24 protein-coding genes are annotated in these 26,875 nt (G+C 75.8%); 3 read left to right on the top strand and 21 right to left on the bottom strand.

The genetic code is table 11. The annotated features are described in order from the left end of the window. Positions 1-21: 21 nt before the first annotated feature. From ACWIX7_RS00485 to ACWIX7_RS00505, 5 genes are all read right to left on the bottom strand, one after another. On the bottom strand, positions 22-1,326 hold the full coding sequence (locus ACWIX7_RS00485; protein ID WP_448619670.1) for a bifunctional 3,4-dihydroxy-2-butanone-4-phosphate synthase/GTP cyclohydrolase II: 1,305 nt from the start codon (positions 1,324-1,326) through the stop codon (positions 22-24). 73 nt (positions 1,327-1,399) lie between these two features. Continuing rightward, the gene (locus ACWIX7_RS00490; protein WP_448619671.1) at positions 1,400-2,053 is read right to left on the bottom strand and encodes a riboflavin synthase; all 654 of its coding nucleotides are present in this window, start codon (positions 2,051-2,053) and stop codon (positions 1,400-1,402) included. Positions 2,054-2,055: 2 nt separating this feature from the next. Continuing rightward, complete coding sequence (gene ribD, locus ACWIX7_RS00495; protein ID WP_448619672.1) at positions 2,056-3,144, bottom strand: bifunctional diaminohydroxyphosphoribosylaminopyrimidine deaminase/5-amino-6-(5-phosphoribosylamino)uracil reductase RibD; 1,089 nt, start codon at positions 3,142-3,144, stop codon at positions 2,056-2,058. Continuing rightward, positions 3,141-3,815, bottom strand: a complete 675-nt coding sequence (rpe, locus tag ACWIX7_RS00500; protein ID WP_448619673.1) for a ribulose-phosphate 3-epimerase — start codon at positions 3,813-3,815, stop codon at positions 3,141-3,143. The genes ribD and rpe overlap by 4 nt, the downstream gene beginning before the upstream one ends. Before the next feature lie 25 nt (positions 3,816-3,840). Further along, on the bottom strand, positions 3,841-4,539 hold the full coding sequence (locus ACWIX7_RS00505) for a DUF1775 domain-containing protein (RefSeq protein WP_448619674.1): 699 nt from the start codon (positions 4,537-4,539) through the stop codon (positions 3,841-3,843). Positions 4,540-4,763: 224 nt separating this feature from the next. Between ACWIX7_RS00505 and ACWIX7_RS00510 the strand changes: the two genes are divergently transcribed. The 3 genes from ACWIX7_RS00510 to ACWIX7_RS00520 are packed head-to-tail and all read left to right on the top strand — an operon-like array spanning position 4,764 to position 7,629. Further along, positions 4,764-6,077 (top strand): sensor histidine kinase, encoded by a 1,314-nt coding sequence (locus ACWIX7_RS00510; protein ID WP_448619675.1) that lies wholly within the window; start codon positions 4,764-4,766, stop codon positions 6,075-6,077. Continuing rightward, positions 6,074-6,718, top strand: coding sequence for a response regulator (locus ACWIX7_RS00515; protein WP_448619676.1), 645 nt, complete (start codon positions 6,074-6,076; stop codon positions 6,716-6,718). The genes ACWIX7_RS00510 and ACWIX7_RS00515 overlap by 4 nt, the downstream gene beginning before the upstream one ends. Then, positions 6,715-7,629 (top strand): hypothetical protein, encoded by a 915-nt coding sequence (locus ACWIX7_RS00520; RefSeq protein WP_448619677.1) that lies wholly within the window; start codon positions 6,715-6,717, stop codon positions 7,627-7,629. The genes ACWIX7_RS00515 and ACWIX7_RS00520 overlap by 4 nt, the downstream gene beginning before the upstream one ends. 9 nt (positions 7,630-7,638) lie before the next feature. On the opposite strand, the gene ACWIX7_RS00525 is transcribed toward ACWIX7_RS00520, so the two are convergent. From ACWIX7_RS00525 to pyrR, 16 genes are all read right to left on the bottom strand, one after another. After that, a complete protein-coding gene (locus ACWIX7_RS00525) occupies positions 7,639-9,021 on the bottom strand; it encodes an RsmB/NOP family class I SAM-dependent RNA methyltransferase (protein ID WP_448619678.1) in 1,383 nt (460 codons plus the stop codon). Next, a complete protein-coding gene (gene fmt / locus ACWIX7_RS00530; protein ID WP_448619679.1) occupies positions 9,018-9,983 on the bottom strand; it encodes a methionyl-tRNA formyltransferase in 966 nt (321 codons plus the stop codon). Before fmt ends, ACWIX7_RS00525 begins: the two co-directional genes overlap by 4 nt. Continuing rightward, positions 9,950-10,483: a peptide deformylase gene (gene def / locus ACWIX7_RS00535; RefSeq protein ID WP_448619680.1), complete on the bottom strand. Its 534-nt coding sequence runs from the start codon at positions 10,481-10,483 to the stop codon at positions 9,950-9,952. Before def ends, fmt begins: the two co-directional genes overlap by 34 nt. Before the next feature lie 112 nt (positions 10,484-10,595). Next, on the bottom strand, positions 10,596-12,551 hold the full coding sequence (locus tag ACWIX7_RS00540) for a primosomal protein N' (RefSeq protein ID WP_448619681.1): 1,956 nt from the start codon (positions 12,549-12,551) through the stop codon (positions 10,596-10,598). A 289-nt stretch (positions 12,552-12,840) separates the two neighbouring features. Further along, positions 12,841-14,037: a methionine adenosyltransferase gene (metK, locus tag ACWIX7_RS00545; protein ID WP_448619682.1), complete on the bottom strand. Its 1,197-nt coding sequence runs from the start codon at positions 14,035-14,037 to the stop codon at positions 12,841-12,843. 98 nt (positions 14,038-14,135) lie between these two features. Continuing rightward, on the bottom strand, positions 14,136-15,347 hold the full coding sequence (gene coaBC / locus ACWIX7_RS00550; RefSeq protein WP_448619683.1) for a bifunctional phosphopantothenoylcysteine decarboxylase/phosphopantothenate--cysteine ligase CoaBC: 1,212 nt from the start codon (positions 15,345-15,347) through the stop codon (positions 14,136-14,138). A gap of 131 nt (positions 15,348-15,478) precedes the next feature. Then, the gene (rpoZ, locus tag ACWIX7_RS00555; RefSeq protein ID WP_012949163.1) at positions 15,479-15,742 is read right to left on the bottom strand and encodes a DNA-directed RNA polymerase subunit omega; all 264 of its coding nucleotides are present in this window, start codon (positions 15,740-15,742) and stop codon (positions 15,479-15,481) included. Positions 15,743-15,801: 59 nt separating this feature from the next. After that, the gene (gene gmk / locus ACWIX7_RS00560) at positions 15,802-16,413 is read right to left on the bottom strand and encodes a guanylate kinase (protein ID WP_448619684.1); all 612 of its coding nucleotides are present in this window, start codon (positions 16,411-16,413) and stop codon (positions 15,802-15,804) included. Between the two features lie 39 nt (positions 16,414-16,452). Further along, positions 16,453-16,803: an integration host factor, actinobacterial type gene (mihF, locus tag ACWIX7_RS00565; RefSeq protein ID WP_091217915.1), complete on the bottom strand. Its 351-nt coding sequence runs from the start codon at positions 16,801-16,803 to the stop codon at positions 16,453-16,455. 381 nt (positions 16,804-17,184) lie between these two features. Then, positions 17,185-17,997, bottom strand: a complete 813-nt coding sequence (gene pyrF, locus ACWIX7_RS00570; RefSeq protein WP_448619685.1) for an orotidine-5'-phosphate decarboxylase — start codon at positions 17,995-17,997, stop codon at positions 17,185-17,187. Between the two features lie 73 nt (positions 17,998-18,070). Then, on the bottom strand, positions 18,071-19,441 hold the full coding sequence (locus tag ACWIX7_RS00575; RefSeq protein ID WP_448619686.1) for a dihydroorotate oxidase: 1,371 nt from the start codon (positions 19,439-19,441) through the stop codon (positions 18,071-18,073). After that, positions 19,438-22,767, bottom strand: coding sequence for a carbamoyl-phosphate synthase large subunit (gene carB, locus ACWIX7_RS00580; RefSeq protein WP_448619687.1), 3,330 nt, complete (start codon positions 22,765-22,767; stop codon positions 19,438-19,440). The genes ACWIX7_RS00575 and carB overlap by 4 nt, the downstream gene beginning before the upstream one ends. Continuing rightward, a complete protein-coding gene (gene carA / locus ACWIX7_RS00585) occupies positions 22,767-23,939 on the bottom strand; it encodes a glutamine-hydrolyzing carbamoyl-phosphate synthase small subunit (protein ID WP_448619688.1) in 1,173 nt (390 codons plus the stop codon). Before carA ends, carB begins: the two co-directional genes overlap by 1 nt. After that, a complete protein-coding gene (locus ACWIX7_RS00590) occupies positions 23,936-25,222 on the bottom strand; it encodes a dihydroorotase (RefSeq protein ID WP_448619689.1) in 1,287 nt (428 codons plus the stop codon). The genes carA and ACWIX7_RS00590 overlap by 4 nt, the downstream gene beginning before the upstream one ends. After that, on the bottom strand, positions 25,219-26,139 hold the full coding sequence (locus ACWIX7_RS00595) for an aspartate carbamoyltransferase catalytic subunit (protein ID WP_448619690.1): 921 nt from the start codon (positions 26,137-26,139) through the stop codon (positions 25,219-25,221). Before ACWIX7_RS00595 ends, ACWIX7_RS00590 begins: the two co-directional genes overlap by 4 nt. Then, positions 26,136-26,723 carry a bifunctional pyr operon transcriptional regulator/uracil phosphoribosyltransferase PyrR gene (gene pyrR, locus ACWIX7_RS00600; protein ID WP_448619691.1) on the bottom strand — a complete coding sequence of 196 codons (588 nt, stop codon included), beginning with the start codon at positions 26,721-26,723 and terminating at the stop codon, positions 26,136-26,138. The genes ACWIX7_RS00595 and pyrR overlap by 4 nt, the downstream gene beginning before the upstream one ends. Between the last annotated feature and the right edge of the window lie 152 nt (positions 26,724-26,875).

Below are 26,875 nucleotides of genomic sequence, written 5' to 3' on the forward strand. Positions count from 1 at the left end.
TCGGTGGACTCCCGAGCTCGTTCACAGCTGCTCCGTCTGGCGCAGCGGGACGTCGGTGCCGGGCACCGTCGCGGCGTCGGCCGGGCCGGACTCGGTCTCCGGCTCGATGATGTCGAGCAGGTGGCCCATCCGGTCGCGCTTGGTGCGCAGGTAGGCCAGGTTCTCCGCGGTCACGTGGCTGGGCAGCGGCACCCGGCCGGTCACCTTGAGCCCGTAGCCCTCCAGCCCGGCGCGCTTGGCGGGGTTGTTGGTGAGCAGCCGCATGGTGTGCACGCCGAGGTCGACGAGGATCTGCGCGCCGGTGCCGTAGTCGCGGGCGTCGGCGGGCAGGCCGAGGTCGAGGTTGGCGTCGACGGTGTCGATCCCCATGTCCTGCAGCTGGTAGGCCTGCAGCTTGTGCAGCAGGCCGATGCCCCGGCCCTCGTGCCCGCGGATGTAGAGCACGATGCCGCGTCCCTCCTGGGCCACCGCGGCCAGCGCCGCCTGCAGCTGGGGCCCGCAGTCACAGCGCAGCGAGCCGAACACGTCGCCGGTGAGGCACTCGGAGTGCACCCGCACGAGCACGTCCTCGCCGTCGCCGACGTCGCCGTAGACGAAGGCGACGTGCTCGCGCTCGTCGTAGGAGCTGCGGTAGCCGACCGCGGTGAAGGTGCCCGGCGCCAGGGGCACGGTGGCCTCGGCGACGCGCTCGACCAGCTTGTCGAAGCGCTTGCGGTAGGCGATGAGGTCGGCGATGGAGATCAGGCACAGGTCGTGCTCGTCGGCGAACACCCGCAGCTCGTCGCCGCGTGCCATGCCGGTCGGGTCCTTCTCGCTGACCAGCTCGCAGAGGGCGCCCGAGGGGCGCAGTCCGGCGAGCACCGCGAGGTCCACGGCGGCCTCGGTGTGGCCCGGCCGCCGCAGCACGCCGCCGTCCCGAGCCCGCAGCGGCACGATGTGCCCGGGCCGGGCCAGGTCGGTCGAGTTCGTCTCCGCCGAGGCGAGCAGCCGGATGGTGTGCGCACGGTCGGCGGCGGAGATGCCGGTGGTCACGCCCTCGCGGGCGTCCACGGTCACGGTGTAGGCGGTGCCGCGGCGGTCCTGGTTGACCCGGAACATCGGCGGCAGGTCGAGCCGGTCGGCGTCGGCCTCGGTGACGGCCACGCAGATGTAGCCCGAGGTGTAGCGGACCATGAACGCGACCAGCTCCGGGGTGGCCAGCTCGGAGGCGAAGATCAGGTCGCCCTCGTTCTCTCGGTCCTCGTCGTCCATCACGACGACCGGGCGGCCGCTCTTGACCGCGGCGATGGCGTCCTCGACGGTGTCGAGGCGGAGGCTGGCGCTCACGAACCCTCCTCGCTGGCGCTCGTCGGTTCCGTGCGCGTGGCTGCTGTGCTGCTGCGTGAGCTCGCCAGCTCGCTCACGAGCGTGCTCCCAACAGGCGTTCCACGTACTTGGCGATCACGTCGACCTCCAGGTTGACCGGGCTCCCGGGAGGGACGGCACCCAGCGTGGTCTCGCGCAGGGTGGTGGGGATCAGGCTGATCTCGAACCACGGCTCGGGGTCGTCCGCGGCGCTGACGGCGCTCACGGTCAGCGAGACGCCGTCCACGGTGATCGAGCCCTTCTCGACCACGTAGCGCGCCAGCTCCGGCGGCAGCCCGACCCGCACGACCTCCCAGTGCTCGCCGGGGGTGCGGGTGAGGACGGTGCCGACACCGTCGACGTGGCCCTGCACCAGGTGCCCGCCGAGCCGGGTGTGCGGGGTCACCGCGCGCTCCAGGTTGACCGGGTCGCCGGCACCCAGGGCGCCCAGACTGCTGCGGCGGAGCGTCTCGGCCATCACGTCGGTGGTCCACTCCTCGGCTGTGCCGTCGCCCCCCGGACCCGCCCCAGCGAACCCGGTGACGGTGAGGCAGACCCCGTTGACGGCGATCGAGTCGCCCAACGCCACGCCCTCGAGCGCCTTGCGCGCCCGGATGCGCAGCCGGGCGGCGTCCGCCTCCCGACCCACCCCGCCGGCCTCCTCGCGAGCGAGCAGGACGCCGACCTCCTCGACGATGCCGGTGAACACGATCAACTCCCTCCGGTCGCGCCGTGGTGGTCCGCGACGCGCCGGTCCCCAGTGTGCCGGTTGGGCCGCAGCCGGATCTCCACGTCCCCGCCCAGGCGGGTGAGCCCGGTGACCGAGAGGGTCAGCGCATCGCCGATCCCGGTGATTCCCAGGTCCCCGACCAGCGGTGCGCCGGCGCCCAGGAGCTTGGGCGCCAGGTGCACGACCGCCTCGTCGACCAGCCCCTCGCGCAGGAAGGCGGCGGCCAGCGTCGGGCCGCCCTCCAGCAGCACCCGCCGCACGTCGCGGGCGAAGAGCTCCTCGAGCAGCTCCCGCGGGCCGGCCGCAGCGCTGACCAGGGTGGGCGCGGCGTCGTCGAGCACCCGGGCGGTCCTCGGCAACCGGCCGCGGCGGTCGAGGACCACGCGCAGCGGCTGTCGCGCGGCGGCCGGGTGGGTGGGTGGCAACTCGGCGTCGCGGACGGTCAGCTGCGGGTCGTCGGTCAGCGCCGTCCCCGACCCGACGACGACCGCGTCGCAGGTGGCCCGCAGCCGGTGGACGGCGGCCCGCGCCTCCGGGCCGGTGACCCAGCGGCTGCTGCCGTCGGCGGCCGCCACCCGGCCGTCGAGCGTGCCGGCGACCTTCCAGACCACGAAAGGGCGGTGCTCGCGCACGCCGGTCAGCCATGCGCCCAGCGCGCCCTCCTCGGCGGCCTGCTGCTCCACGCCGAGCTCGACCTCGATGCCGGCGGCGCGCAGCCGGGCCGCGCCTCCCCCGGCCAGCTGCGTCGGCTCGGGGACGGCGGCCACCACGCGGGCCACGCCGGCGGCGACCAGCGCCTCGGTGCACGGCCCGGTGCGGCCGGTGTGCGCGCACGGCTCGAGGGTGACGACGGCGGTGCCCCCGCGGGCCCGCTCCCCGGCCTGGGCGAGCGCCCGGACCTCGGCGTGCGGGCCGCCGGGCGGTGCGGTCGCGCCCTCCCCCACCGGCGTCCCGTCGGCGGCCAGCACCACCGCGCCCACCGCCGGGTTCGGGCTGGTGGTGCCGAGGACGCCCGTGCCCAGCTCGCGCGCCCGGGCCATGGCCGAGAGCTCGGCCGCGGAGACGCTCACCCCTGCCGCGCCGCGGCGACCTGCGCGCGCAGACCGGCGATGGCGCGCGCCGGGTCGTCGGCGCCGTAGACCGCGGAGCCCGCCACGAAGACGTCGGCGCCGGCGGCGGCGGCCTGCTCGATGGTGTCGGCGTTGATCCCGCCGTCGACCTCGACCAGCAGCGTGAGGTGCCCGGTGTCGACCAGCTCCCGGGCGCGGCGGACCTTGGGCAGCGTCTCGGCGATGAAGCGCTGTCCGCCGAAGCCGGGCTCGACGGTCATGACCAGCAGGGTGTCGAACTCGGGCAGCACGTCGAGGTACTCCTCCAGCGGCGTGCTGGGCTTGAGCGCCAGGCCGGCCAGCGACCCGGCGGCCCGCAGGTCACGGGCGACGGCGCGAGGGTCGCCGGTGCACGCCTCGGCGTGCACGGTGACGTTGCGCGCACCCGCCTCGGCGTAGCCCGGCGCCCAGCGCTCCGGGTCCTCGATCATCAGGTGGCAGTCCAGCGGCACCGGGCTGACCGCCTGCACCGCCTGCATGACCGGGAGCCCGAAGGTCAGGTTCGGCACGAAGTGCGCGTCCATGACGTCGAAGTGCAGCCAGTCGGCGTCGGCGACCCGCTGCGCCTCCTCGGCCAGCCGGGCGAAGTCCGCCGACAGGAGGCTGGGCGCGATGAGGGGGCTGCGGGGCACGTCCGCCGAGTCTAGGCGGCGGTGATCACCGCCTCGCGCGCGAGCGGCGGTGGAGCAGGCCGCCGGCCACGGCCGCGAGCGCGGCCACCACGGCTGCCGCGACCAGCCAGCCGCTCCCGCTCTCCTCGTCGGCCTCGGCGGCGGCGTCGTCAGCGGGGGCCGGCACCGATGCGGTGGGCGCGGCAGGGGTGGACGCCACCGGAGGAGCAGGCGCGGCCGTCGTGGGCGCCGGTGCGCCCGGGGTGACGGCGAGGACCGGGGCCGGCAGCTCCGGCTCCGGCCCGCCGGGCACCTCCTCCTCGATCCAGGCGTCCTCGGTGCCGTCGGCGTAGACCTGCACCGTGGGGAAGGCCAGCTCGGTCACACCGGCGGGCAGGGTCGCCACGGTGACCGCGTACTCGGCGTCCGCGCCGACCGGCAGCGCGGCCCCGCCGACCTCGAAGCCCTCCGCGGTCGGGGTGAGCACCCACCCGGGCGGCCCGGCGGCCAGCGTGACGTCGGCGGGTTCGATGCCGTCGGGGAGCTGGGTGCGCATCGCGGTGATGCCCGAGGCGGCCTCCGAGGCGGCGGAGAAGGCGAGCGTCACCGGCCCGGTGCCGGCCACGGCGCCCTCCGCGCTGACCTCGACGTGGGCGGCCGCCGTCCCGGTGCCGGCGGCGAGCAGGACGGCGCCCATCAGGACGGTGGCGGTGGTCCGGCGCACGGCCGGCGATCGAGTGGTCACGGTGCAGTGGTCGTCGGCAGGACGCGCCCGGTTCCCGCCGTCCCGCTCCGTGGCCGGGGGGTCGCCGTCCGTACGGGTCCCCGGGCGCGGCGGGGTGTGACGTCCGCTCTGAGCTGCACTCGCGTCCCAAGACCCCCGATACGGAACTGGGCTTCCCTATCGTTCGAGCCGTGGTCCGAGGGAGACGGCGGACGGCGGGGCACCGAACGGGGCGTCGCTCCTCGGTGGCCGTCCCCATCACGTGGTTCACCTGCGCCGGACTCGCCGTGACCCTCGCGCTGGCCCTGCTCACCGGGGTGCTCGCCCGCTGGGCCGGTCTCGAGCAGGGCACCCGGGCCTTCGAGAGCCTCGCCCGCGTCACGGCCGCCACGCTCACCCCCGCCCTGGACGGTGACCCCACCCGGCCACCGGCCGCCCCCGGCGACCTGCGCACCCACGTCAGCGCACTGGTCGCGGCCGGCCCGGTGGTCGCGGTCCGGGTTCGCGCCGGTGACGGTCGGGTGCTCTGGGCCGATGACCGCAGCGTCGTCGGCCGACAGGCCCCGCTGCCGCCCGAGGCACGGCGGGCCCTCGACTCGGGGTCGGTCGCCTCGCTGGTGGCCGAGCCCGGCGACCCGGGCGTGCTCCCCGGCCGCAGCAGCGGCCGGGTGCTGGTGGCCTGGGTGGCGGTGGAGGACGTGGGCGGCACCCCCCTGCTGGTCGAGTTCCACGAGAGCTACTCCGAGGTCAACGAGATCGCCCGGCGTGCCTGGATGCGCTTCGCCCCCGCCGCGCTGGGCGCCCTGGCGCTGCTGCAGGTGATCCAGGTGCCGCTGGCCTGGCGGCTGGCGTCCCGGCTGCGCCGCTCGCAGCAGGCCGAGGAGGCGCTGCTGCAGGCCGCCGTGGACGCCTCGGACGCCGAGCGGCGCCGGATCGCCAGCGAGGTGCACGACCACGTCGTCCAGGACCTCACCGGGCTGGCCTACGACCTCGACGCAGCACGGATGCGCGGCCGGCCGCGCAGCGCCGAGGACGCCGAGCTGCTGGAACGAACCGCGGCCGCGGTGCGCCAGACCGTCGAAGACCTGCGCAACCTGCTCGTCGCACTGATCCCCGCCCGCGGCGCCTTCCGCGGCGGCCTGCTGCCGGCCCTGCAGGTGCTGGCGCAGGAGGTCGGCCGCTCCGGCATCCGCGTCTCCGTGTACGCCGACGCCGCCCGGGACCTGCCCGGGCCGACGGCCGCACTGCTCTACCGCTGCGCTCAGGAGGCGCTGCGCAACGTGACCACGCACAGCCAGGCGACCTCGGTCGAGGTCGTCGTCACCCGAGACCAGGGAGTCGCCACCATGCGGGTCGAGGACGACGGGCAGGGCTTCGACGAGAGCCTGCTGGGTGAACGGTTCGCGGCCGGCCACGTCGGGTTGCGGGCACTGGGTGAGCTGCTGGTGGACGCGGGAGGCTCGCTGACGCTGACCAGCGCCCCGGGGCAGGGCACCCGGTTGGTCGCGACCGTGCCGCTGTCCACCACCGCGCCCCTGTCCGCCGGAGCGGCACGGTGATCCGGGTACTGGTCGTCGACGACCACGCCGTCGTCCGGCGCGGCATCTCGAGCCTGCTGGACGCCGCCGACGGGCTGGAGTGCGTGGGCGCGGTCGGGGACGGCGACACCGCCCTCGAACTGGTCGAGCGGCTGGACCCCGACGTCCTGCTGCTGGACCTCTCGATGCCGGGCGCGGACGGGGTGACGGTGATCCGCACGCTGCGCGAGCGCGGCCGCACCACCCCGGTGCTGGTGCTCACCTCTTTCGGCGAGCCCGACCTGGTGCTGCCCGCGCTGATCGCCGGCGCCGACGGCTACCTGCTCAAGTACCAGGACGGCGAGTCGATCCTCGATGCGGTGCGCTGCATCGCCGCCGGCGGGGCGCCGATCGACCCGATGGTGACCTCCGCGCTCCTCGCCGACCTGCGCGACCGCGGCCAGGGCGACCTGCTCACCGACCGCGAGAAGGAGGTGCTCGAGCTGGTCCGGCAGGGCCTGCCGAACAAAGTGATCGCCCGGCGGCTGCGGATCAGCGAGGCCACCGTCAAGACCCACGTCACACGCATCCTGCAGCGCATCGGCGCCACCGACCGCACGCAGGCGGCGCTGTGGGCCGAGCGCCGCCTGCGGCCGGCCGGGCCGCACCGGACGACGGGATGAGCGGCCACGGCCGGCACCGCCCGAGCCGGCGCGGAGCGGTCCCGGCGCCGGACCCGCTGCACCGCCCGGTCCTGCTGCACTACGCGGCCAGCGGGTGGCCGGCCCGGCGGTGGTGGTCCGGGCGGCTGGCGCTGGCGGCCGGCGCGATCGCCGTGCTGGCCGCGATCGGCACGGTGACGCTCACCGGCGCCTGGGCCGGCTTCTCGCTCCTCGGCGATCCGACCCAGCCCGCGCGGCCGGCGGCCGAGGAACCCGCGGCCGGCGCCGCGGCCCCCAGCGGCCCGCCGTCGGCGCCACCCGCCGCACCGTCGGAGGACGCCGGCGCGGCACCGCGGGGTGGCACCACGCCGGGAGCGGACCGGTGGGCAGGGTCCTCCCTCGCCGCTCAGACGGCCGCCGCGCCGCCCGAGGCCGCGCCGCAGGACGCCGCCCCGCCGACGACGGCGCCGCCGCAGCGCCGTCCGGCCCCCTCGACCTCACCGCCGGCCGCGAGAGTGACGCCCCCGGCGGACGTGGCCGGGGCGCCGCAGGCGGCAGCACCCGCGCCGGAGGCGGAGGACGCGGGGACGACGAGCGCGCCGGCCGGGACGCCGTCGGCGGACGCACCGGCACCCGAGCCCGCTCCCGCGCCGAGGACGCCCGCGGCGCCCACCTCCTCGCCCCCGCCGCGGTCGGACGCCGACCGGCACGACCACGACCACGACCACGAGCGGCACGAGGGGAAGCACGAGGACAAGAAGGACACGGACAAGGACGAGGACAAGGAGACGGAGGAGGAGCACGAGAGGGGCGGGTCCGGCGAGCACGAGGAGCGGCAGGGACGACCGAAGCAGTCCTCCGCCGTCCCGATGACGGAGCCGGCCCCGGTGACGTCGGCCCCGGCTCCGGCATCGACCTCGCCGGCCGGGTGACCGCCGGGCTCAGCGGGTGCGGCGGAGCAGCGCCATGAACATCGCGTCAGTGCCGTGCCGGTGCGGCCACAGCTGGCCGTACGCCCCGCGGGCGAGACCGGGCACCTCCGGGAACAGCGGCGCGACCGGCAGCACCTCGACGTCGTCCCGGCCGGCCGCGGCGTCGACCACGGCGACGGTCTCGTCGGTGTGCGGCGAGCAGGTCACGTAGGCGACCACCCCGCCGGGGCGCACCGAGGCCAGCGCGCCGTCGAGCAGCGCCGTCTGCAGGTCCACCAGCGGCGGGACGTCGTCCGCGGTGCGCCGCCAGCGCACCTCGGGGCGGCGGCGCAGCGCCCCGAGGCCGGTGCACGGCGCGTCGAGCAGCACGCGGTCGAAGGAGCCCGGCGACCACGGCGGCGTCCGCCCGTCGGCGACCACCACCTCGACGTCGTCCTCGTCGCGCAGGGCGCGGCGGACCAGCTCGGCGCGGTGCGGCGCGCGGTCGGTGGCGGTGAGCCGCACGCCCTCGGGCCGGACGGCGGCGAGCAGCGCGGCCTTGCCGCCGGGACCGGCGCACACGTCGAGCCAGGCGGCGTCCGGGCCCTCCAGCGGCGCGCGGGCGAGCAGCAGGGCGGCCAGCTGACTGCCCTCGTCCTGCACCGCGGCCCGGCCCTCGCGCACCGACGGGACGCGCGCCGGGTCCCCACCACCCAGCCGGACGGCGTACGGCGACCACGGACCGGGCTGCCCGCCGCTCTCGGCCACCAGCCGGTCGCGGGGCACCCGCCGGGCGACCAGGTGCACCTCGGGCGCGGCGTCGTCGGCCAGCAGCGCGGGCTCCAGCTCGGCCTCGTCGCCGAGCGCGTCCCGCCAGGCCTCGACGATCCAGCGCGGGTGGTCGGTGGCCAGCGCCAGCCGCTGGTCACCGTCCCCGTCGAGGCGCTCGACCCAGGCCGCGCGGTCCCCGCCCGCGGCGACCTTGCGCAGCACCGCGTTGACCAGCCCGGAGGCGCCGGTGCCGACGATCGCCCGGGTGAGCGCCACGGTGGTGTCCACGGCGGCGTGGGCGGGCACCCGCAGGTCGAGCAGCTGGTGGGCGCCCAGGCGCAGCAGGTCGAGCACCCGCGGGTCGAGCTCGGCCAGCGGCCGGGAGACCAGCGGGGCCAGGACCGCGTCGAGGGTGCCGGTGGCGCGCAGGGTGCCGTAGGCCAGCTGGGTGGCGAAGGCGGCGTCGCGCTCGCCGAGGTCGGCGGCGCGCTCGCGCAGCAGCTGGGGCAGGAGCAGGTTGGCGTAGGCGTCGCGGCTGCTGACGCCGTCGAGGACGTCGAAGGCGGTCAGCCGCGCGCCGTCGAGCACCGGGCGGGACCGGCGGGACGGCGGCCGCCGGTGGGCGCGCCGGGGAGCACTCACGAGGCCTCCACCAGCCGCTCGCCCGGCGCCGGCCGCGCCCCGCGCGCCCAGTCCGGCGCCGGCAGCATCCGCTTGCCGGCCGGCTGCACCTCGCCGAGCCGGACCGCGCCGCGGCCGGTGCCGACCAGCACGCCGGTCGGCCCCACCGACAGCTCGCCGGGCGCCAGCCCGGGGGACGCCGGCAGCGGCTCGACCGGGCCCAGCCGCAGCCGGTCGCCGCGCCACGTCGTCCAGGCCCCGGGCGCAGGGGTGACCCCCCGGACCCGACGGTCGACGACGGAGGCCGGCAGCGACCAGTCGACGCGGGCGTCGGCCGGCTCGATGCGCGGCGCGAGGCTGATCCCCTCGGTCGGCTGCGGCCGGGGCTCGAGCGTGCCGGCCGCGATGCCGTCGAGGGTGGCCCGCAGCAGCCGGGCGCCGCTGATCGACAGGCGGCCCAGCAGGTCGCCGGCGGTGTCCCGCGGGTCGATCGGCTCGGTGACCACGCCGTAGACCGGCCCGGTGTCCAGGCCCGCCTCCAGCCGGAAGGTCGAGGCGCCGGTGACCTCGTCGCCGGCCATGATCGCGTGCTGCACCGGCGCGGCGCCCCGCCAGGCCGGCAGCAGCGAGAAGTGCAGGTTGACCCAGCCGTGCCGCGGCAGGCCGAGCGCCGCCTGCGGCACGAGGGCGCCGTAGGCGACGACCGGCGCGCTGTCGACGGCGAGCTCGGTGAGCCGCTCGAGGAACTCCGGCTCGCGCGGGGAGCGGGGTTGCAGCACGGGGACGCCGGCGGCGTCGGCCCGCTCGGCGACCGGCGAGCGACTCACCTTGCGGCCGCGGCCGGAGCGGGCGTCGGGGCGGGTGAGGACGGCGACGACCTCGTGGTCGGAGGCCAGCAGCAGTTCCAGCGAGGGGACGGCGACGTCCGGCGTCCCGGCGAAGAGGAGCCTCAGTGGGGGCTCACCTCCACGCGCGGCATCCACGCCCCGGCGCCGGCCCACTCGGCCTCGCCGATGGCCGCCAGCGCGGCGGCGCGGGCCTCGGCGTCCAGCCGGTCGACGAACAGCACGCCGTCGAGGTGGTCCACCTCGTGCTGCACGGCGCGGGCCAGCAGGTGCGAGCCCTCGACGCGGACCGGCTCGCCGTGGAGGTCGAACCCGGTGGCCGCCACGTGGAGGTGCCGGCGGCAGTCGAAGGTGAAACCGGGGATGGACAGGCAGCCCTCCGGGCCCTCCTCGGTCTCCTCACCCACCGGCGCCACCTCCGGGTTCACCAGGTGGCCGACCTCGCCGTCGACGAACCAGGTGAACACCCGCAGGCCGACGCCGATCTGCGGAGCGGCCAGCCCGGCGCCACCGGCGGCGAACATGGTCTCGGTGAGGTCGGCGACCAGCCGGCGCAGCTCCTGGTCGAAGTCGACGACCGGGGCGGCGGGGGTGCGCAGCACCGGGTCGCCCAGCAGCCGGATCGGGGTCACGCTCACCGGTCGATCGTAGAAGAAGGACCCCTCGGCCCCCGCTGCTCGCAGGCAGGCCTCGCCCTTCGCGAGCTCAGGCGGTGCCCGGGACGGGCCCGCGACGCCATGACGGCCCGCGCTAGACGAGGTCGAGCGGATCGAGTTGGACGCGGACGTGCTCGGGGGCCTTCTTGGCGCTGCGGACGCCCTGCACTTCGGCCAGCGCGGAGGCCAGCGCCGCGCCCTCCGACCGCGGCACCCGGACCAGGTAGCGCTCCCGCTCGCCCTCCTGGCCGGGCCGCGGTGGTTCGGGCACCGGGCCGAGCAGGTCGGCGTGGGCGGGCAGCCGGGCGGCCGCGAGGAACTCCGCCAGCGCCGGCGCCGTCCCGGACAGCGCCGCCATCCGCGTCACCGGGGGGAAGCCGAGCTCGCGGCGGTCGGCGAGCTCCCGGGCGGCCAGCCAGCCCGGGTCCCAGCGCACCAGCGCCTGGACGACGGGGTGCGCGGCATCGGCGGCGACGACCACCTGACCGCCTGCCGACGCCGGGCGGACGAGGGCGGCGGCGTTCATCCACCGGCGCAGCGTCTCCTCACCCGCCCGCAGGTCGGCCCGGCCCAGGAGCGCCCAGGAGTCCAGCAGCAGCGCGGCGCCGTACCCGCCCTCGGCGACCGGCTCGGCACCCGGGGTGGCGACGACCAGCGCCGGCCCCCCGGGCACGCTCGGCAGCACCCCGGACCCGCGGCCGGACACCCGCACCGCGGCGCCCGGGAAGGCGCGGCCCAGCTCCTCGGCGGTGCGGGCGGCGCCGACGACCGAGGCGCGCAGCTTCGTGCCGTGGCAGTACGGGCAGTCGAAGGTCGCGGCGGGGCGGGCGCACCAGCGGCAGGCCGGCACCCGCGACCCACCCGGGCCGGAGGCGGGGGCGACGCCCAGCGGCCCGGAGCAGACCGCACAGCGGGCCGGCGCCCGGCACCGGTCGCAGGCCAGGCCGGGCGCGTAGCCGGCCCGGGGCACCTGCACGAGCACCGGCGCGCCGTCGGCGAGGGCCTGGCGCGCGACGCGGTGGGCGAGGCTTGGCAGCCGGGCGGTGCGGGCGGCCGGGTCGCGGGCCAGCTCGGCGTCGGCGCCCAGGGCCTGCACCCGCGGTGCGGCGGTGCGCAGGGTGGCGCGGTCGGCGGCGAGCTCGTGCGCCCAGCCGCTCTCCACCAGCAGCTGCGCCTCCGCGGTGCGCGCGGTCCCGGCGAGGACGGCCGCGCACGAGGCGAGGTGGGCGCGGTGCACCAGCACGTCGCGGGCGTGCGCGTAGGGCGCGCGGGGCTCGGCGTGCAGGTCGTCACCGTCGTCCCAGACGGCGACCAGCCCGAGGTCGGCGACCGGCGCGTAGACCGCGGCGCGGGTGCCCAGCACCACCTTCGCGGTGCCGCGGACGACGTCGAGGAAGCGGCGGTAGCGGGCGTCGGGGGCGGCGTCGGCGCGCAGGACGACGACCGAGCCCTCCGGCAGCCGGGCCTCCGCGGCGGCGGCCAGCCGGTCGAGGTCGCGACCGTCGGGCGCCACGACCAGGGCGCCGCGGCCGCCGGAGAGCGCGGCCTGGCACAGCTCGACCAGCCGGGCCGGCCAGTCCTCCCCGGGCAGCGCCGTCCACACCGCACGGGCCGGCCGGCCCTCGGCGACGGCGGTGAGCAGCGCCGGGCCGGTCGGGTACCGGGCGAGGCCGGCCGGGTCCGGGGGCGCCGGCGGCGGGGGTGGCTCGGCGGGCGGGCGCTTCTCGGCCGCCGCCCGGCGGGGCGGGACGGCGAGGCGGAGCACGTCGGTCACCGTCCCGCCCCAGCGCTCGGCCACCGCGCGGGCCAGCGTGAGGACCTCCGGGGTGAGCACCGGCTCGGCGGAGACGACCTTGGCCAGCGGTGCGAGCTTGCGCCCCGACTCGCTGACGTCGGTCAGCTCGACGACGAAGCCGTCGACCAGCTGCCCGGCGAAGCGCACCCGCACCCGGCACCCGGCCCGCACCTCGTCGGCCATCGCGTCGGGGACGGCGTAGTCGAAGGGCCGGTCCAGGTGCGCCAGGGGCACGTCGACGACGACCCGGGCCACCCGCTTCGGCCCCGCCCGGAGGCTCGCCTCGAGCTCGCGAGGGGTGAGGGGGGCGGGGTCCTTCGACAGCTCGGTCTCCGTTCGGCGGGGTCGTCTCCGGGCAGTGTCCCCGCGGGGTACGACGGCTCCGCGCAGCCGCGGCCGGCGTCCCGAGGCTCATCCCGAGCCCGGTGACGTGCTGGATCGGCCCCCTGCAGGGCCCCGCCGCGAGCCCGGTGACGTACTGGAACGGCCCCCTGCAGGGTTCCGCGCCGAGTGTGCGAGGCGTGGGGGGAGGGGTGGTCCTCTCTCAGACCCCCGCGGCCGAGCGCAGCGCCTCGACGCGGTCCAGCCGCTCCCAGGGCAGCTCGACGTCGGTGCGGCCGAAGTGACCGTAGGCGGCGGTCGGGGCGTAGATGGGGCGCAGCAGGTCCAGGTCGCGCACGATTGCGCCGGGCCGCAGGTCGAAGACCGCGCCGATCGCCTTCTCCAGGACGTCGTCGGCGACGGTGCCGGTGCCGAAGGTCTCGACGAACAGGCCGACCGGGTGCGCGGCGCCGATGGCGTAGGCGACCTGCACCTCGCAGCGGCGGGCCAGCCCGGCGGCGACGACGTTCTTGGCCACCCAGCGCATGGCGTAGGCACCCGAGCGGTCGACCTTCGAGGGGTCCTTGCCGGAGAAGGCGCCGCCGCCGTGGCGGGCCATGCCGCCGTAGGTGTCGACGATGATCTTGCGGCCGGTCAACCCGGCGTCACCCATCGGGCCGCCGATGACGAACTTGCCGGTCGGGTTGACCAGCAGCCGGTAGCCGTCGGTGGGCAGGCCGAGGGCGGCGAGCTCGGGCTCGACCACCAGCTCCTGCACGTCCGGGGTGAGCAGCTGCTCGATCGAGATGTCCTCGGCGTGCTGCGAGGAGACCACCACGGTGTCGACGCCGACCGGGCGGTCGTCCTCGTAGACGACGGTGACCTGGGTCTTGCCGTCGGGCCGCAGGTAGGGCACGGAGCCGTCCTTGCGGACCGCCGAGAGCCGGCGGGAGAGCCGGTGCGCCAAGGCGATCGGCAACGGCATGAGCTCGGGGGTCTCGTCGCTGGCGTAGCCGAACATCAGGCCCTGGTCGCCGGCGCCCTGACGCTCGATCTCGTCGTCGGCGACACCGGCGGTGCGCGCCTCGTAGGCGGTGTCCACGCCCTGGGCGATGTCCGGCGACTGCGCACCGATCGAGACGCTGACCCCGCAGGAGGCGCCGTCGAAGCCCTTGCGGGAGGAGTCGTAGCCGATGCCGAGCACGGTCTTCCGGACGATGTCGGCGATGTCGACGTAGCCGGCGGTGGTGACCTCACCGGCGATGTGGACCTGACCGGTGGTGATCAGGGTCTCGACGGCGACGCGGCTGCGCGGGTCCTGCGCGAGCATCGCGTCGAGGATGGAGTCGCTGATCTGGTCGGCGATCTTGTCCGGGTGGCCCTCGGTCACCGACTCGGACGTGAAGAGGCGGCGTGACACGCGGTACTCCCTGGGGTCGGTGACGGTCGGGTGGACGCCCGGGGGTGAGCGTCTCGTCGGGTGCACGTTACCGGCGTGTGCCGGAGGCGGTGTCGCGCTCAGGCCAGCCGGGGGGCGACGGCGTCCCAGACGCCGGCGGCCACGGCGTCCTTGCTGCCCTCGGGCAGCTCGGTGGCGGTGCCGTCGGAGGCCAGGACGACGGCGGCGTTGTCGGCCCGGCCGAACACCCGGCCCTCGGAGACGTCGTTGACCACGAGCAGGTCACAGCCCTTGCGGGCGAGCTTGGCGCGGGCGTGGGTGAGGACGTCGGCCTCGTCGTCCCCCGTCTCGGCGGCGAAGCCGACGACCAGCTGACCGGCGGGGCGCTTGGTGACCAGCTCGGCGAGGACGTCGGGGTTGCGCACCAGCGGCACGGCCTCGGGCTCGGCGCTGCTGCCCTTCTTCAGCTTGGTGGTCGCGACCGTGGCCGGCCGGAAGTCGGCGACCGCGGCGGCCATGACCACCACGTCGGCTCCCTCGGACTCGGCGAGCACCGCCGTGCGCAGCTCCTCGGCCGTGCCGACGTCGACGACGCGGACGCCGAAGGGCGCCGGCAGCTCCACGTTGGCGGCGACGAGCGCCACCTCAGCGCCGCGGGCGGCGGCGACCCGGGCCAGCGCCCAGCCCTGCTTGCCGGACGAGCGGTTGCCCAGGTAGCGGACCGGGTCCAGCGGCTCCCGGGTGCCCCCGGCGCTGACGACGACGCGGCGGCCGGCGAGGTCGGGGGCGAGGGCGGCGGGGCCGGCGGCGAGCACCACCGAGGCGAGCGCGGCGATGTCGGTGGGCTCGGGCAGCCGGCCGGGGCCGGAGTCCGGGCCGGTGAGCCGGCCGACGGCGGGCGGCAGCACGATCGCGCCGCGGCGGCGCAACGTGGCGACGTTGTCCTGGGTGGCCGGGTGCAGCCACATCTCGGTGTGCATGGCCGGGGCGAACACCACCGGGCAGCGCGCGGTGAGCAGGCTCGCGGTGAGCAGGTCGTCGGCCCGGCCGGCGGCCGCGCGGGCCAGCAGGTCGGCGGTGGCCGGCGCGACGACGACGAGGTCGGCCGTCTGGCCGATGCGGACGTGGGCCACCTCGTCCACGTCGGACCACACGTCGGTGGTGACCGGGTTGCCCGACAGCGCCTCGAAGGTGGCCGCGCCCACGAAGTGCAGGGCGGACGGCGTCGGGACGACGCGGACGTCGTGCCCGGACTCGGTGAACGCGCGCACCAGCAGGGCGGTCTTGTAGGCGGCCACGCCCCCGGCGACGCCCAGCACGATGCGGCTCATGCCGTCCATCCTCCACACACGACGACGCCCCCGGCGCGAACCGGGGGCGTCATCCCCATGGACCGTAGAACGGCCCCTCTGCAGGGGCCCGCGCCGAGCGTGCGAGGCGTGAGGGGCAGAGGGGTCCTCTTTCAGTTCTCGCCGGCGGTGTGGGTCAGCAGGCCCTCGTTGATCTCGCGCAGCGCGATGGAGAGCGGCTTCTCCTGCGGAGCGGTGTCGACCAGCGGGCCGACGTACTCCAGCAGGCCCTCGGAGAGCTGGCTGTAGTAGGCGTTGATCTGGCGCGCGCGCTTGGCGGCGAAGATCACCAGGCCGTACTTGCTGCTGGTGCGCTCGAGCAGCTCGTCGATCGGCGGGTTGGTGATGCCCTCGGGGGCGGGTGCGACTCCGGACACGGGCGGGCGTGCTCCTCAGCTCGTCAGTCGGGAGTGGCGGGCGGCGGCGCCGGGCCCCGTCACTCGGACGCGCCGCTGCTCCGGAGGGTCCCGGGCGACGGCGCAGTCAGCAATCCTACCAACTCGTCAGCAGCGCGGACCACGTCGTCGTTGACGACCACCACGTCGAACTCCCCGGCGGCGTCGAGCTCGGCCTGCGCGATGCGCAGCCGCTCCTCCTGGACCGCGGGCGGCTCGGAGCCCCGCCCGGCCAGCCGGCTGACCAGCTCGCCCCAGGACGGCGGGGCCAGGAACACCAGCTGGGCGTCGGCGTCGCGGGCCCGGACCTGCCGGGCGCCCTGGAGCTCGATCTCCAGCAGCGCCGGCCGCCCGGTGGCCAGCTGCTCGCGGACCGGACCGGCCGGCGTGCCGTAGCGGTTGCCGGCGTACTCGGCCCACTCGAGCAGGCCGTCCTCGGCGATCAGCCGGTCGAACTCGGCGTCGCTGACGAAGTGGTAGTGCATCCCGTCGACCTCACCGGGCCGGCGCCGGCGGGTGGTGGCCGACACCGACACCCAGACCTCGGGGTGCCGGCGCCGGACCTCCGCCACGACCGTGCCCTTGCCGACCCCTGACGGGCCGGAGAGCACGGTCAGCCGTGCCGGGGCGTGCTCCGGGACAGCAGCTGCCACGCGTCGTCGTCCTCGACCTCCGGTACCTGGTCCTGCGGGTCAGCCCTCGACGGGGACCTGCTCGGCGGCGACCTTCTCGCCGCCGAACTCCGTCTCGAGGGCCCGGCGCTGGTTGGCACCCAGACCGCGCACCCGGCGGGTCGGGGAGATCTCGAGCCGCTCCATGATCTTCGCAGCCCGGGCCTTGCCCACGCCGGGCAGGGACTCCAGGACGGCGGAGACGCGCATCTTGCCGATCACCTCGTCGGTCTCGCCCTGGCGCAGGACGTCACCGACCGTGGCGCCCTTGCTCTTGAGCCGCTCGCGCAACTCGGCTCGGGCCTTGCGGGCGGCCGCGGCCTTCTCGAGGGCCGCGGCACGTTGCTCGGGGGACAGGTCAGGGAGGGGCATGGTGCGACCCAATCTGTCGTCGCCGGTCACCGGTTCGGCCGGCGGGCTCGGGCTGTGTCGGGGGCAGGACTCACTGCTGAGCCTGTCGGCCAACCTAGCTCCACCTATATGTGCAGGTCACGCGGGTCTGAACCCCGGGTTTCCGGCAATCCGTGAGCCTCTGCTGACAGCGGGTGAGCGATTCCGGTCACAAGGTGTCATACTCGCTGCTCAGGCGGGGTGTTGGTACCGGACGGTTCCGACCGCATGGGATCCGACACGCCGAGCTCGACACGCCGGTCGACATCGTGAACGTGCTGGTGAACGGCCGGACCGGCGGGTCCGGGGAGGTGCCGCCCCTCTACCAGCGGCGAGAACGGACGGATCAGGGCACGGCCCGTCTCACCCGGCCAGCTCCGCGGCCCAGCGCTCGGCGGCGGCGCGCAGCCCGGCCGGGTCGGGCCCAGCGGCCAGCACGTCCCGCGACACGGCCGGGACGACGGCGGCGTCGCGGCCGAACAGCCGGCGCAGGTCGGCCGGCGACCCGCCCTGCGCGCCCAGGCCCGGCGCGAGCACCGGACCGCCGAGGCCGGTGAGGTCGACGTCCAGCTCACGCAGGGTGGCCCCCACGACGACGCCGAACGAGCCGGACCCGTCGGCGGCGTTCCAGTCCCGCACGGTGTCGACGACGACCTGCGCGACCGACCGCCCGTCCACGACCGCGTGCTGCAGCGTGCCGGCGTCCGGGTTGGAGGTGCGGGCCAGCACGAACAGGCCCCCGCCGTGCTCGCGGGCGGTGTCGACGGCCGGCTGCAGCGAGCCGGGGCCGAGGTAGGGGCTGACGGTCAGGGCGTCGGCGGCCATCGGGTGGTCCGGCCGCAGGTAGCCGGCGTAGCCGTCCATCGTCGAGCCGATGTCCCCGCGCTTGGCGTCGAGCAGCACCAGCGCGCCGGCGGCGCGGGCGCGGGCGACGCCGTCCTCCAGCACGGCCAGGCCGCGCGAGCCGTGCCGCTCGTAGAAGGCCAGCTGCGGCTTGAGGACGGCGACGGTGCCGGCGAGGGCGTCGACGACGGCGTCGGTGAACCGCGCCAGGCCCTCGGGGCTGTCGGGCAGCCCCCAGCGCTCCAGCAGCGGCGCGTGCGGGTCGATGCCGACGCACAGCGGCCCGCGGGCAGCGACGGCGTCGGCGAGGCGCCGTCCGAACGGGGCCGTCACGTGCCCTCCTCGCTGGGGCTCGTCGGGCCCGTGCCGGACCGTGCCGAGTCCATCGGTGACCGCGCGAGCTCGGTCACCTCGCCACCGCCCGGGGCAGGGTGTCGCCCAGCGCGTCGACGCAGTCCCGGGCGAGGAACGGGTCGGCGAAGGCGCCCGACGCCGACTGCACCGCGTCGGCACCGAGGGCGAACAGCGCCTCGAACGAGGCCGGGTCGGTGACCCCGCCCATGGCCAGGACGTCGAAGTGCCGGCTCCCGGCTCCGCGCAGGGCGACCAGCCGGCGGGTGAAGTCCAGCGCGGAGTCGCGCACCGCCGCCCCCGACAGCCCGGCCAGCTCGCGGCCGGGGAAGGTCGGCTCGCCGTCGCTGCGCCGCACCCGGCTCTGCAGCGTGTTGATGCCCGCGACACCGTCGACCAGCGGCGCGAGCCGCGGCACCAGCGCGGCCAGCCGCGGCTCGTCGAGCCAGGAGAGCTTGGCGACCAGGCCGGTGCGGTCGTCCAGCGCGCGCCGCACGCCCTCGACCACGGCGACGGTCGCATCGGCGTCCAGGCACAGCGGCGGCTTCACGCCCGGCGCCGAGGGGTTGAGCGTGTTCGGGCAGGACAGGTTGAGCTCGACGACGGTCGCGCCGGCCTCCTCCGCCAGCCGGGCCGTGCGGGCGAAGTCGTCGACCAGGGCGGTCCCGTCGCCCTCCCCCATGACGCTGACGACCAGCAGCTGGTCGTCGTCGACGGCGGCCAGCGACCGCTCGAGGTCGGCCGCCCACTCCTCGGGCGCCGGCGACGGGACGCCGAAGGAGTTGACCGTGCTGACCTCCGGCGAGCCCGGTGGCACCCAGTCCCACGGGTCGGCGGTGACCTCGGCGGCCGCGCCCGGGGGCAGGCTGCGCGTCTCCCGCTGCGCGAAGACCCAGTTGGGCTGCTCGTTGGGCTCGTGCGCGCGGCTGCGGACGGTCTTGTAGGTCAGCACGCTGTAGCCGTTGCGCGCGAAGTGGCGGACCCACTCCGCACCGCCGCCCAGCACGCAGGCGGGCACGCCGATGGGGAAGCCGACGTCCCGGCCCAGCACCCGCCAGCGCCGTCCGCCGGCGACCGGGCGCTGCGCCAGCCGCGGCCCGACCGGGGTGGTCAGGTTGTCGCGGTAGGAGCCGAGGACGTCGTAGGCCGGGGCCGGCACGCCGGCGCCGGCGAGCACCGCCGCGTGGCCCGCGAAGAACAGCACCCGGGTCAGCAGCGGCAGGTCCTCGTCGCCGGCGTCCCCGGTGGCGAGCCGCGCCGCCACCCCGCGGGCCGCCGCCGCCAGGGCGTCCAGCTCCGGCTGCGGCGGCCGCGCGAAGCGGGTCACCCCGGCGAGGAACGCCGCGGGCAGGCCGTCGACCAGCCCGCGGGCGACCAGGTCGTCCCGCACCCGCCCGACGGCGTCGCTCCGCGACGCCGTCGTCACGCGCCGGTCCCGGCGGAGGTGCTCGGCCCGCCCGACGTGCCGCCGGCGAGCGCGGCGTGGACCTCCTGCAGGCTGTGCACCCCGACGTCCCCGCGGCGCAGCGCCTCGACCCCCTGCACCGCAGCGGCCAGGCCCTGCACCGTGGTGATGCACGGGATGCCCGCGGTGACGGCGGCGGTGCGGATCTCGTAGCCGTCCAGCCGCGGCCCGCTGTTGCCCGGCGAGCCGAACGGCGTGTTGACGACGATGCCGACGTCCCCGGCCAGGATCCGCTCCACGCAGTTGCCCGGGCCGTCGCTGACCTTGCCGACGACCTCGCAGGCCACGCCGTTGCGGCGCAGCACCTGCGCCGTGCCGGCGGTGGCCATCACCTGGAAGCCGAGGTCGGCCAGCCGCTTGACCGGGAAGACGGCCGAGCGCTTGTCCCGGTTGGCCAGCGAGACGAAGACCGTGCCCTCGGTGGGCAGCGACCCGTAGGCGGCCTCCTGCGACTTGGCGAAGGAGGTGCCGAAGCCGGTGTCCAGCCCCATGACCTCGCCGGTGGACTTCATCTCCGGGCCCAGCACGGTGTCGACGCCGTGCCCCTCGACGGTGCGGAACCGGTGGAAGGGCAGCACGGCCTCCTTGACCGCGATCGGCATGTCCGCGGGGAGGTCCGATGCGTCCCCGGTCCGGGGGAGCACGCCGACGGCACGCAGGTCGGCGATCGTCTCCCCCACCGCGATCCGTGCCGCGGCCTTGGCCAGCTGCACCGCGGTCGCCTTGGAGACGAAGGGCACCGTGCGCGACGCCCGGGGGTTGGCCTCGAGGACGTGGAGGACGTCGTCCTTGAGCGCGTACTGGACGTTGAGCAGCCCCCGGACGCCGATGCGCGCGGCCAGCTGCTCGGTCGCCCGCCGGATGCGCACCACGTCGTCGGTGCCCAGGGTGATCGGCGGCAGGGCGCACGCCGAGTCGCCGGAGTGGATGCCGGCCTCCTCGATGTGCTCCATGACCCCGCCGAGGAAGAGCTCGGAGCCGTCGAACAGCGCGTCGACGTCGATCTCGACGGCGTCCTCGAGGAACCGGTCGACCAGCACCGGGTGCTCAGGGCTGACGTCGGTGGCCTTGGCGATGTACGCCTCGAGCGTGGCGTCGTCGTAGACGATCTCCATGCCGCGCCCGCCGAGCACGTACGACGGCCGGACCAGCACCGGGTAGCCGATGCTCGCGGCGATCTCCCGCGCCTCGGCGAAGGCGGTCGCCGTGCCGTGCTTGGGCGCCTGCAGGCCGGTGTCGGACAGCACCCGCGAGAAGGCCCCGCGGTCCTCGGCGGCGTCGATGGACTCCGGCGAGGTGCCCAGCACCGGGACCCCGGCGTCCTTCAGCCGCTGCGCCAGGCCCAGGGGGGTCTGCCCGCCGAGGGTGCAGATCACCCCGGCCACGGGGCCGGCGGCGCGCTCGGCCTCGACCACCTCGAGGACGTCCTCGAAGGTCAGCGGCTCGAAGTACAGCCGGTCGGCCGTGTCGTAGTCGGTGGAGACGGTCTCGGGGTTGCAGTTGACCATCACGGCCTCGTAGCCGGCGTCCTGGAGCGCCATCACGGCGTGCACGCAGGAGTAGTCGAACTCGATGCCCTGCCCGATCCGGTTGGGGCCGGAACCCAGGATCAGCACCGCCGGCTTCTCCCGCGGCTCGACCTCGGTCTCCTCGTCGTAGGACGAGTAGTGGTACGGGGTGCGGGCGGCGAACTCGGCGGCACAGGTGTCGACGGTCTTGTAGACCGGCCGGATGCCGAGCCGGTGCCGCAGCAGCCGGACGCCGTCCTCACCGGCCAGCTCGGGACGCAGCGCGGCGATCTGCCGGTCGGACAGGCCGTGCCGCTTGCCCCGGCGCAGCAGCTCCGCCGTGAGGGACGGCGCGTCGCGGACCTCGGCGCCGATCTCGCCGACCAGCGCGATCTGGTCGACGAACCACGGGTCGAAGCCGCTGGCCTCCGCGACCTGCTCGACGGTGGCACCGGCGCGCAGCGCGGCCTCGGCGACGTAGAGCCGCCCGTCGACCGGCGTGCGCAGCGCCTCCAGGAGCTCCGCTGCCGAGCGGGTGTCCTCCGCGCCGGTCCAGAAGCCGGCGACCTTCGTCTCCGTGGACCGCATGGCCTTGCCCAGCGCCTCGGGGAAGTTTCGGCCCAGCGCCATGACCTCGCCGACGCTCTTCATCGTCGTGGTCAGCCGCGGGTCGGCGCCGGGGAACTTCTCGAACGCGAACCGCGGGATCTTGACGACGACGTAGTCCAGCGCCGGCTCGAACGACGCCGGGGTGACGCCGGTGATGTCGTTGGTGATCTCGTCGAGCGTGTAGCCGATGGCCAGCTTCGCGGCGATCTTGGCGATCGGGAAGCCCGTGGCCTTGGACGCCAGCGCGCTGGACCGCGACACCCGGGGGTTCATCTCGATGACGACCAGCCGGCCGTCGGCTGGGTTGACCGCGAACTGGATGTTGCAGCCGCCGGTGTCGACGCCGACCTCGCGCAGCACCGCGATGCCCACGTCGCGCATCCGCTGGTACTCGCGGTCGGTCAGGGTCATCGCCGGGGCGACGGTCACCGAGTCGCCGGTGTGCACGCCCATCGCGTCGACGTTCTCGATCGAGCAGATGACGACCACGTTGTCGCTGCGGTCGCGCATCAGCTCGAGCTCGTACTCCTTCCAGCCCAGCACCGACTCCTCGATGAGGACGGTGTGCACCGGGGAGTCGGCCAGGCCGTGGGAGGCCATGCGGCGAAGGCTGGCCTCGTCGGTGGCGAAGCCCGAGCCCAGCCCGCCCATGGTGAAGCTCGGCCGGATGACGACGGGGTAGCCGACCTCGGCGGCGGTCTCCAGCGCCTCCTCGACCGACGCGCAGACCCGCGAGCGCGGGGCGTCGGCGCCGATGGACCGCACGATGTCCTTGAACTGCTGCCGGTCCTCGCCGCGGTTGATCGCGTCGACGTCGGCGCCGATCAACCGGACGCCGTACTCCTCGAGCACGCCGTTCTCGTACAGGCCGATGGCGATGTTGAGCGCGGTCTGCCCGCCGAGGGTGGCCAGCAGCGCGTCGGGGCGCTCCTTGGCGATCACCTTCTCGACGAACCCGGGGGTCAGCGGCTCGACGTACGTCGCGTCGGCGATCTCCGGGTCGGTCATGATCGTCGCCGGGTTGCTGTTGACCAGGCTGACCCGCAGCCCCTCGGCCTTGAGCACCCGGCAGGCCTGGGTGCCGGAGTAGTCGAACTCGGCGGCCTGGCCGATGAGGATCGGCCCGGAGCCGATCACCATCACGTGGTGGATGTCGTCCCGTCTGGGCATCAGGCGCTCTTCTCCGCGGTGCTGTGCTCGACCTGCGGCGGCGGCCCACCGGCCTGCCCTTCCCCGGTGCGGGCGGTCTCCATGAGGTCGACGAACCGCTGGAACAGCGGCGCGGCGTCGTGCGGGCCGGCAGCGGCCTCGGGGTGGAACTGCACGCTGAACGCCGGCAGGTCCAGGCAGCGCAGCCCCTCCACCACGTCGTCGTTCAGGCCCACGTGGCTGACCTCGACCCGCCCGTAGGGGGTGTCGGTCGGCCGGTCCAGCGGGGCGTCGACGGCGAAGCCGTGGTTGTGGCTGGTCACCCGCACCGTGCCGCTGACCCGGTCGAGCACCGGCTGGTTGAGGCCGCGGTGGCCGAAGCGCAGCTTGTAGGTGCCCAGGCCCAGCGCCCGGCCGAGGATCTGGTTGCCGAAGCAGATGCCGAACAGCGGCCGGCGGGCGTCGAGCACCCCGCGCACCGCGTCGACCGCGTAGTCGGCGGCGGCCGGGTCGCCCGGTCCGTTGGAGAGGAAGACGCCGTCCGGGCCCGCGTCGAGGAGGTCCTCGGCGGTCGCGGTGGCCGGCAGGACGTGCGTCTCCACGCCGAGCTCGGCCAGGTGCCGCGGGGTGGCGGTCTTGATGCCGAGGTCCAGCGCGGCGATGGTGAAGCGCCTCTCCCCCACCGCCGGGACGACGTACGGGTCGTTCGCGGTGACCGCCGGCGCGAGGTCGGCGCCGCTCATGCTCTCCGAGCCGCGCACCCGGGTCAGCAGCGCCTCGGCCGGGAGGCCCTCGCTGCTGATGCCGGCGCGCATCGCGCCCCGCTCGCGCAGGTGGCGGGTCAGCGCGCGGGTGTCGATGCCGCTGATGCCGACGACGCCCTGCTCGGCCAGCTCGTCGTCCAGGCTGCCTGTGGCCCGCCAGTTCGCCGGGCGGCGGGCGGGGTCGCGCACGACGAAGCCGGCCACCCACATCCGCCGGCTCTCGTCGTCCTCCTGGTTGACCCCGGTGTTGCCGATGTGCGGCGCGGTCATCACCACGATCTGGCGGGCGTAGCTGGGGTCGGTCAGCGTCTCCTGGTAGCCGGTCATCCCGGTGGCGAACACCGCCTCGCCCAGCGTCGTCCCGACCGCGCCGTAGGCCTCACCGCGGAACGTGCGCCCGTCCTCGAGGACCAGGAGCGCTTCTCTCACTTCACTGCCTTTCCGTCGAGCACGGTCGCCATCCCGCGCAGGAACGTGGCGACCACCCGGCCGGGGAGCTCCCGGCCGGCATAGGGGCTGTTGCGGCTGCGGCTGGCCAGCGCGGAGGGGTCGACGACCGCGCGCGTGCCCGGGTCCAGCAGCAGCAGGTTGGCCGGCTCGCCCGGGGCCAGCGCGCGGCCGTGGCCGTCGAGCCGGCCGATGGCGGCCGGTCGGGCCGACATCCGGTCGGCGACGCCGCGCCAGTCGAGCAGGCCGGTCTCCACCATCGTCGCGACGACCACCGACAACGCCTGCTGGAGACCCAGCATCCCGGGCCGGGCGTGCGCCCACTCGGTCTCCTTGTCCTCGACCGCGTGCGGCGCGTGGTCGGTGGCCACCGCGTCGATCACGCCCTCGGCCAGCCCGGCGCGCAGCGCCTCGACGTCGGCGTCGGTGCGCAGCGGCGGGTTGACCTTGAACACCGGGTCGTAGCCCTCGGCGCACTCGTCGGTGAGCAGCAGGTGGTGCGGGGTGACCTCGGCGGTGACCTGCACCCCGCGGGACTTCGCCCAGCGGATGATCTCCACCGAGCCCGCGGTCGAGACGTGGCAGACGTGCAGCCGGGCGCCGACGTGGTCGGCGAGCAGCACGTCGCGGGCGATGATCGCCTCCTCGGCGGCGGCCGGCCAGCCGGTCAGGCCGAGGCGGGCCGAGCGGTCGCCCTCGTGCATCTGCGCGCCGACGGTGAGCCGCGGCTCCTCGGCGTGCTGGGCGACCACGCCGTCCAGCGCCTTGACGTACTCCAGCGCCCGGCGCATCAGGGCGGGGTCGGCGACGCAGTGGCCGTCGTCGGAGAAGACGCGCACCCGGGCGGCGGAGTCGGTCATCGCACCGAGCTCGGCCAGCCGCTCCCCCCTCAGCCCCACGGTCACCGCGCCGACCGGGACGACGTCCACCAGGCCGGCCTCCTGGCCCAGCCGCCACACCTGCTCGACGACGCCGGCGGTGTCGGCGACCGGGTCGGTGTTGGCCATGGCGTGCACCGCCGTGTAGCCGCCCAGCGCGGCGGCGCGGCTGCCGCTCTCGACGGTCTCGGCGTCCTCACGGCCGGGCTCACGCAGGTGGGTGTGCAGGTCGACCAGGCCGGGCAGCGCGACCAGCCCGGCGGCGTCGACGACATCGGCGCCGGGGACCGACAGCGACTCGCCGATCGCGGCGATCCGGCCGTCCCTGACGAGGATGTCCGCGGCGTCCTCGCCGTAGGGCTTCGCGCCCTTGATGAGCAGCGTCACGAGGGCGCGCCTCCCAGCAGCAGGTAGAGCACGGCCATGCGCACGGAGACCCCGTTGCCGACCTGCTCGACGATCGTGGAGCGGACGGAGTCGGCCACCTCGGCGGCGATCTCCATCCCGCGGTTCATCGGGCCCGGGTGCATGACGATCGCGTCGTCGCCCAGGGCGCCCATCCGGCGCATGTCCAGCCCGTAGCGGCGGCTGTACTCGCGGGCGCTGGGGAAGTACGAGGCGTTCATCCGCTCGGCCTGGACCCGCAGCATCATCACCACGTCGGCCTTGGGCAGGACGGCGTCCAGGTCGTAGGAGACCTCTGCCGGCCAGCTGCCCACCCCGACCGGGAGCAGCGTCGGCGGCGCGACCAGGGTGACCTCGGCGCCGAGGGTGTGCAGCAGCCGCACGTTGGAGCGGGCCACCCGGCTGTGCAGCACGTCACCGACCACCGCCACGCGCACGCCCTCCAGCCGGCCCAGCCGGTGCCGGATCGTGTAGGCGTCCAGCAGCGCCTGGGTGGGGTGCTCGTGGGTGCCGTCGCCGGCGTTGACCACGCTGCCGCGCACCCAGTTCGCCAGGCGGTGCGGGGCGCCCGACGCCGAGTGCCGGACGACGATGGCGTCGGAGCCCATCGCCTCCAGGGTCAGCGCGGTGTCCTTGAGGCTCTCGCCCTTGGAGACGCTGCTGCCCTTGGCGGAGAAGTTGATGACGTCGGCCGACAGCCGCTTGGCGGCCAGCTCGAAGGAGATCCGGGTGCGGGTGGAGTCCTCGTAGAAGAGGTTGACCACCGTCCGTCCGCGCAGCGTGGGCAGCTTCTTGACCTCGCGGCCGGCCAGCGCGGCGTCGATCTGCGCGGCGGTGTCGAGCACCAGCGTCGCGTCGGCCCGGTCCAGGTCGGCGGCCTCCAGCAGGTGACGCTTCACCGGTCCTCCCCCTCCGTCACGAGCACCTCGTCCACGCCGTCGACCTCGGCCAGCCGGACCTTCACCGACTGGCTGCGCGAGGTCGGCAGGTTCTTGCCCACGTAGTCGGCGCGGATGGGCAGCTCGCGGTGGCCGCGGTCGACCAGCACCGCGAGCTGCACCGCGCGCGGGCGGCCGACGTCGCGCAGCGCGTCCAGCGCCGCCCGCACCGACCGGCCCGAGTACAGGACGTCGTCCACCAGGACGACGAGGCGGCCGTCGATGCCGCCCTCGGGCAGCACGGTCTCCTCCAGCGCGCGGACGCCGCGCATGCGCAGGTCGTCGCGGTAGAGCGTGATGTCGACGGTGCCGACGTCGACCGGGAAGCCGGAGAACGCCTCCACGCGGGCGGCCAGCCGGCGGGCCAGCGGGGCCCCGCGGGTGGGGATGCCGACGAGGACGACGTCGGCGCGGCCGTCGTCCCCCGCGCACTTCTCGATGAGCTGGTGGGCCATCCGGTCGACCACGCGGGTCACGTCGGCGGCGGAGAGCACTGCGGACGGCGACGGTGCACCGCCGTGGGCATGCTCGGTCGTGCGGGCCATCAGGCCTCCTTCCCCGCCTCACGGGACGGGTCGTTAAAGGAGTGGTCGGACCGGGCTCGACCGTACTGCACGCTGCGATGTGACCCGCGACGCGCCGGCTACGGGCACGATCGGGCCCCTTCTGACCCGGAGGAGTGTCCCGGTGTCCTTGT

This window comes from Geodermatophilus sp. URMC 65 (assembly GCF_053502545.1).

Coding starts and splice junctions, on each gene's coding strand:
- ACWIX7_RS00520 (WP_448619677.1), top strand. CDS start 6,715: ATGAGCGGCCACGGCCGGCACCGCCCGAGCCGGCGCGGAGCGGTCCCG.
- coaBC (WP_448619683.1), bottom strand. CDS start 15,347: ATGAGCCGCATCGTGCTGGGCGTCGCCGGGGGCGTGGCCGCCTACAAG.
- mihF (WP_091217915.1), bottom strand. CDS start 16,803: ATGCCCCTCCCTGACCTGTCCCCCGAGCAACGTGCCGCGGCCCTCGAG.
- carB (WP_448619687.1), bottom strand. CDS start 22,767: ATGCCCAGACGGGACGACATCCACCACGTGATGGTGATCGGCTCCGGG.
- pyrR (WP_448619691.1), bottom strand. CDS start 26,723: ATGGCCCGCACGACCGAGCATGCCCACGGCGGTGCACCGTCGCCGTCC.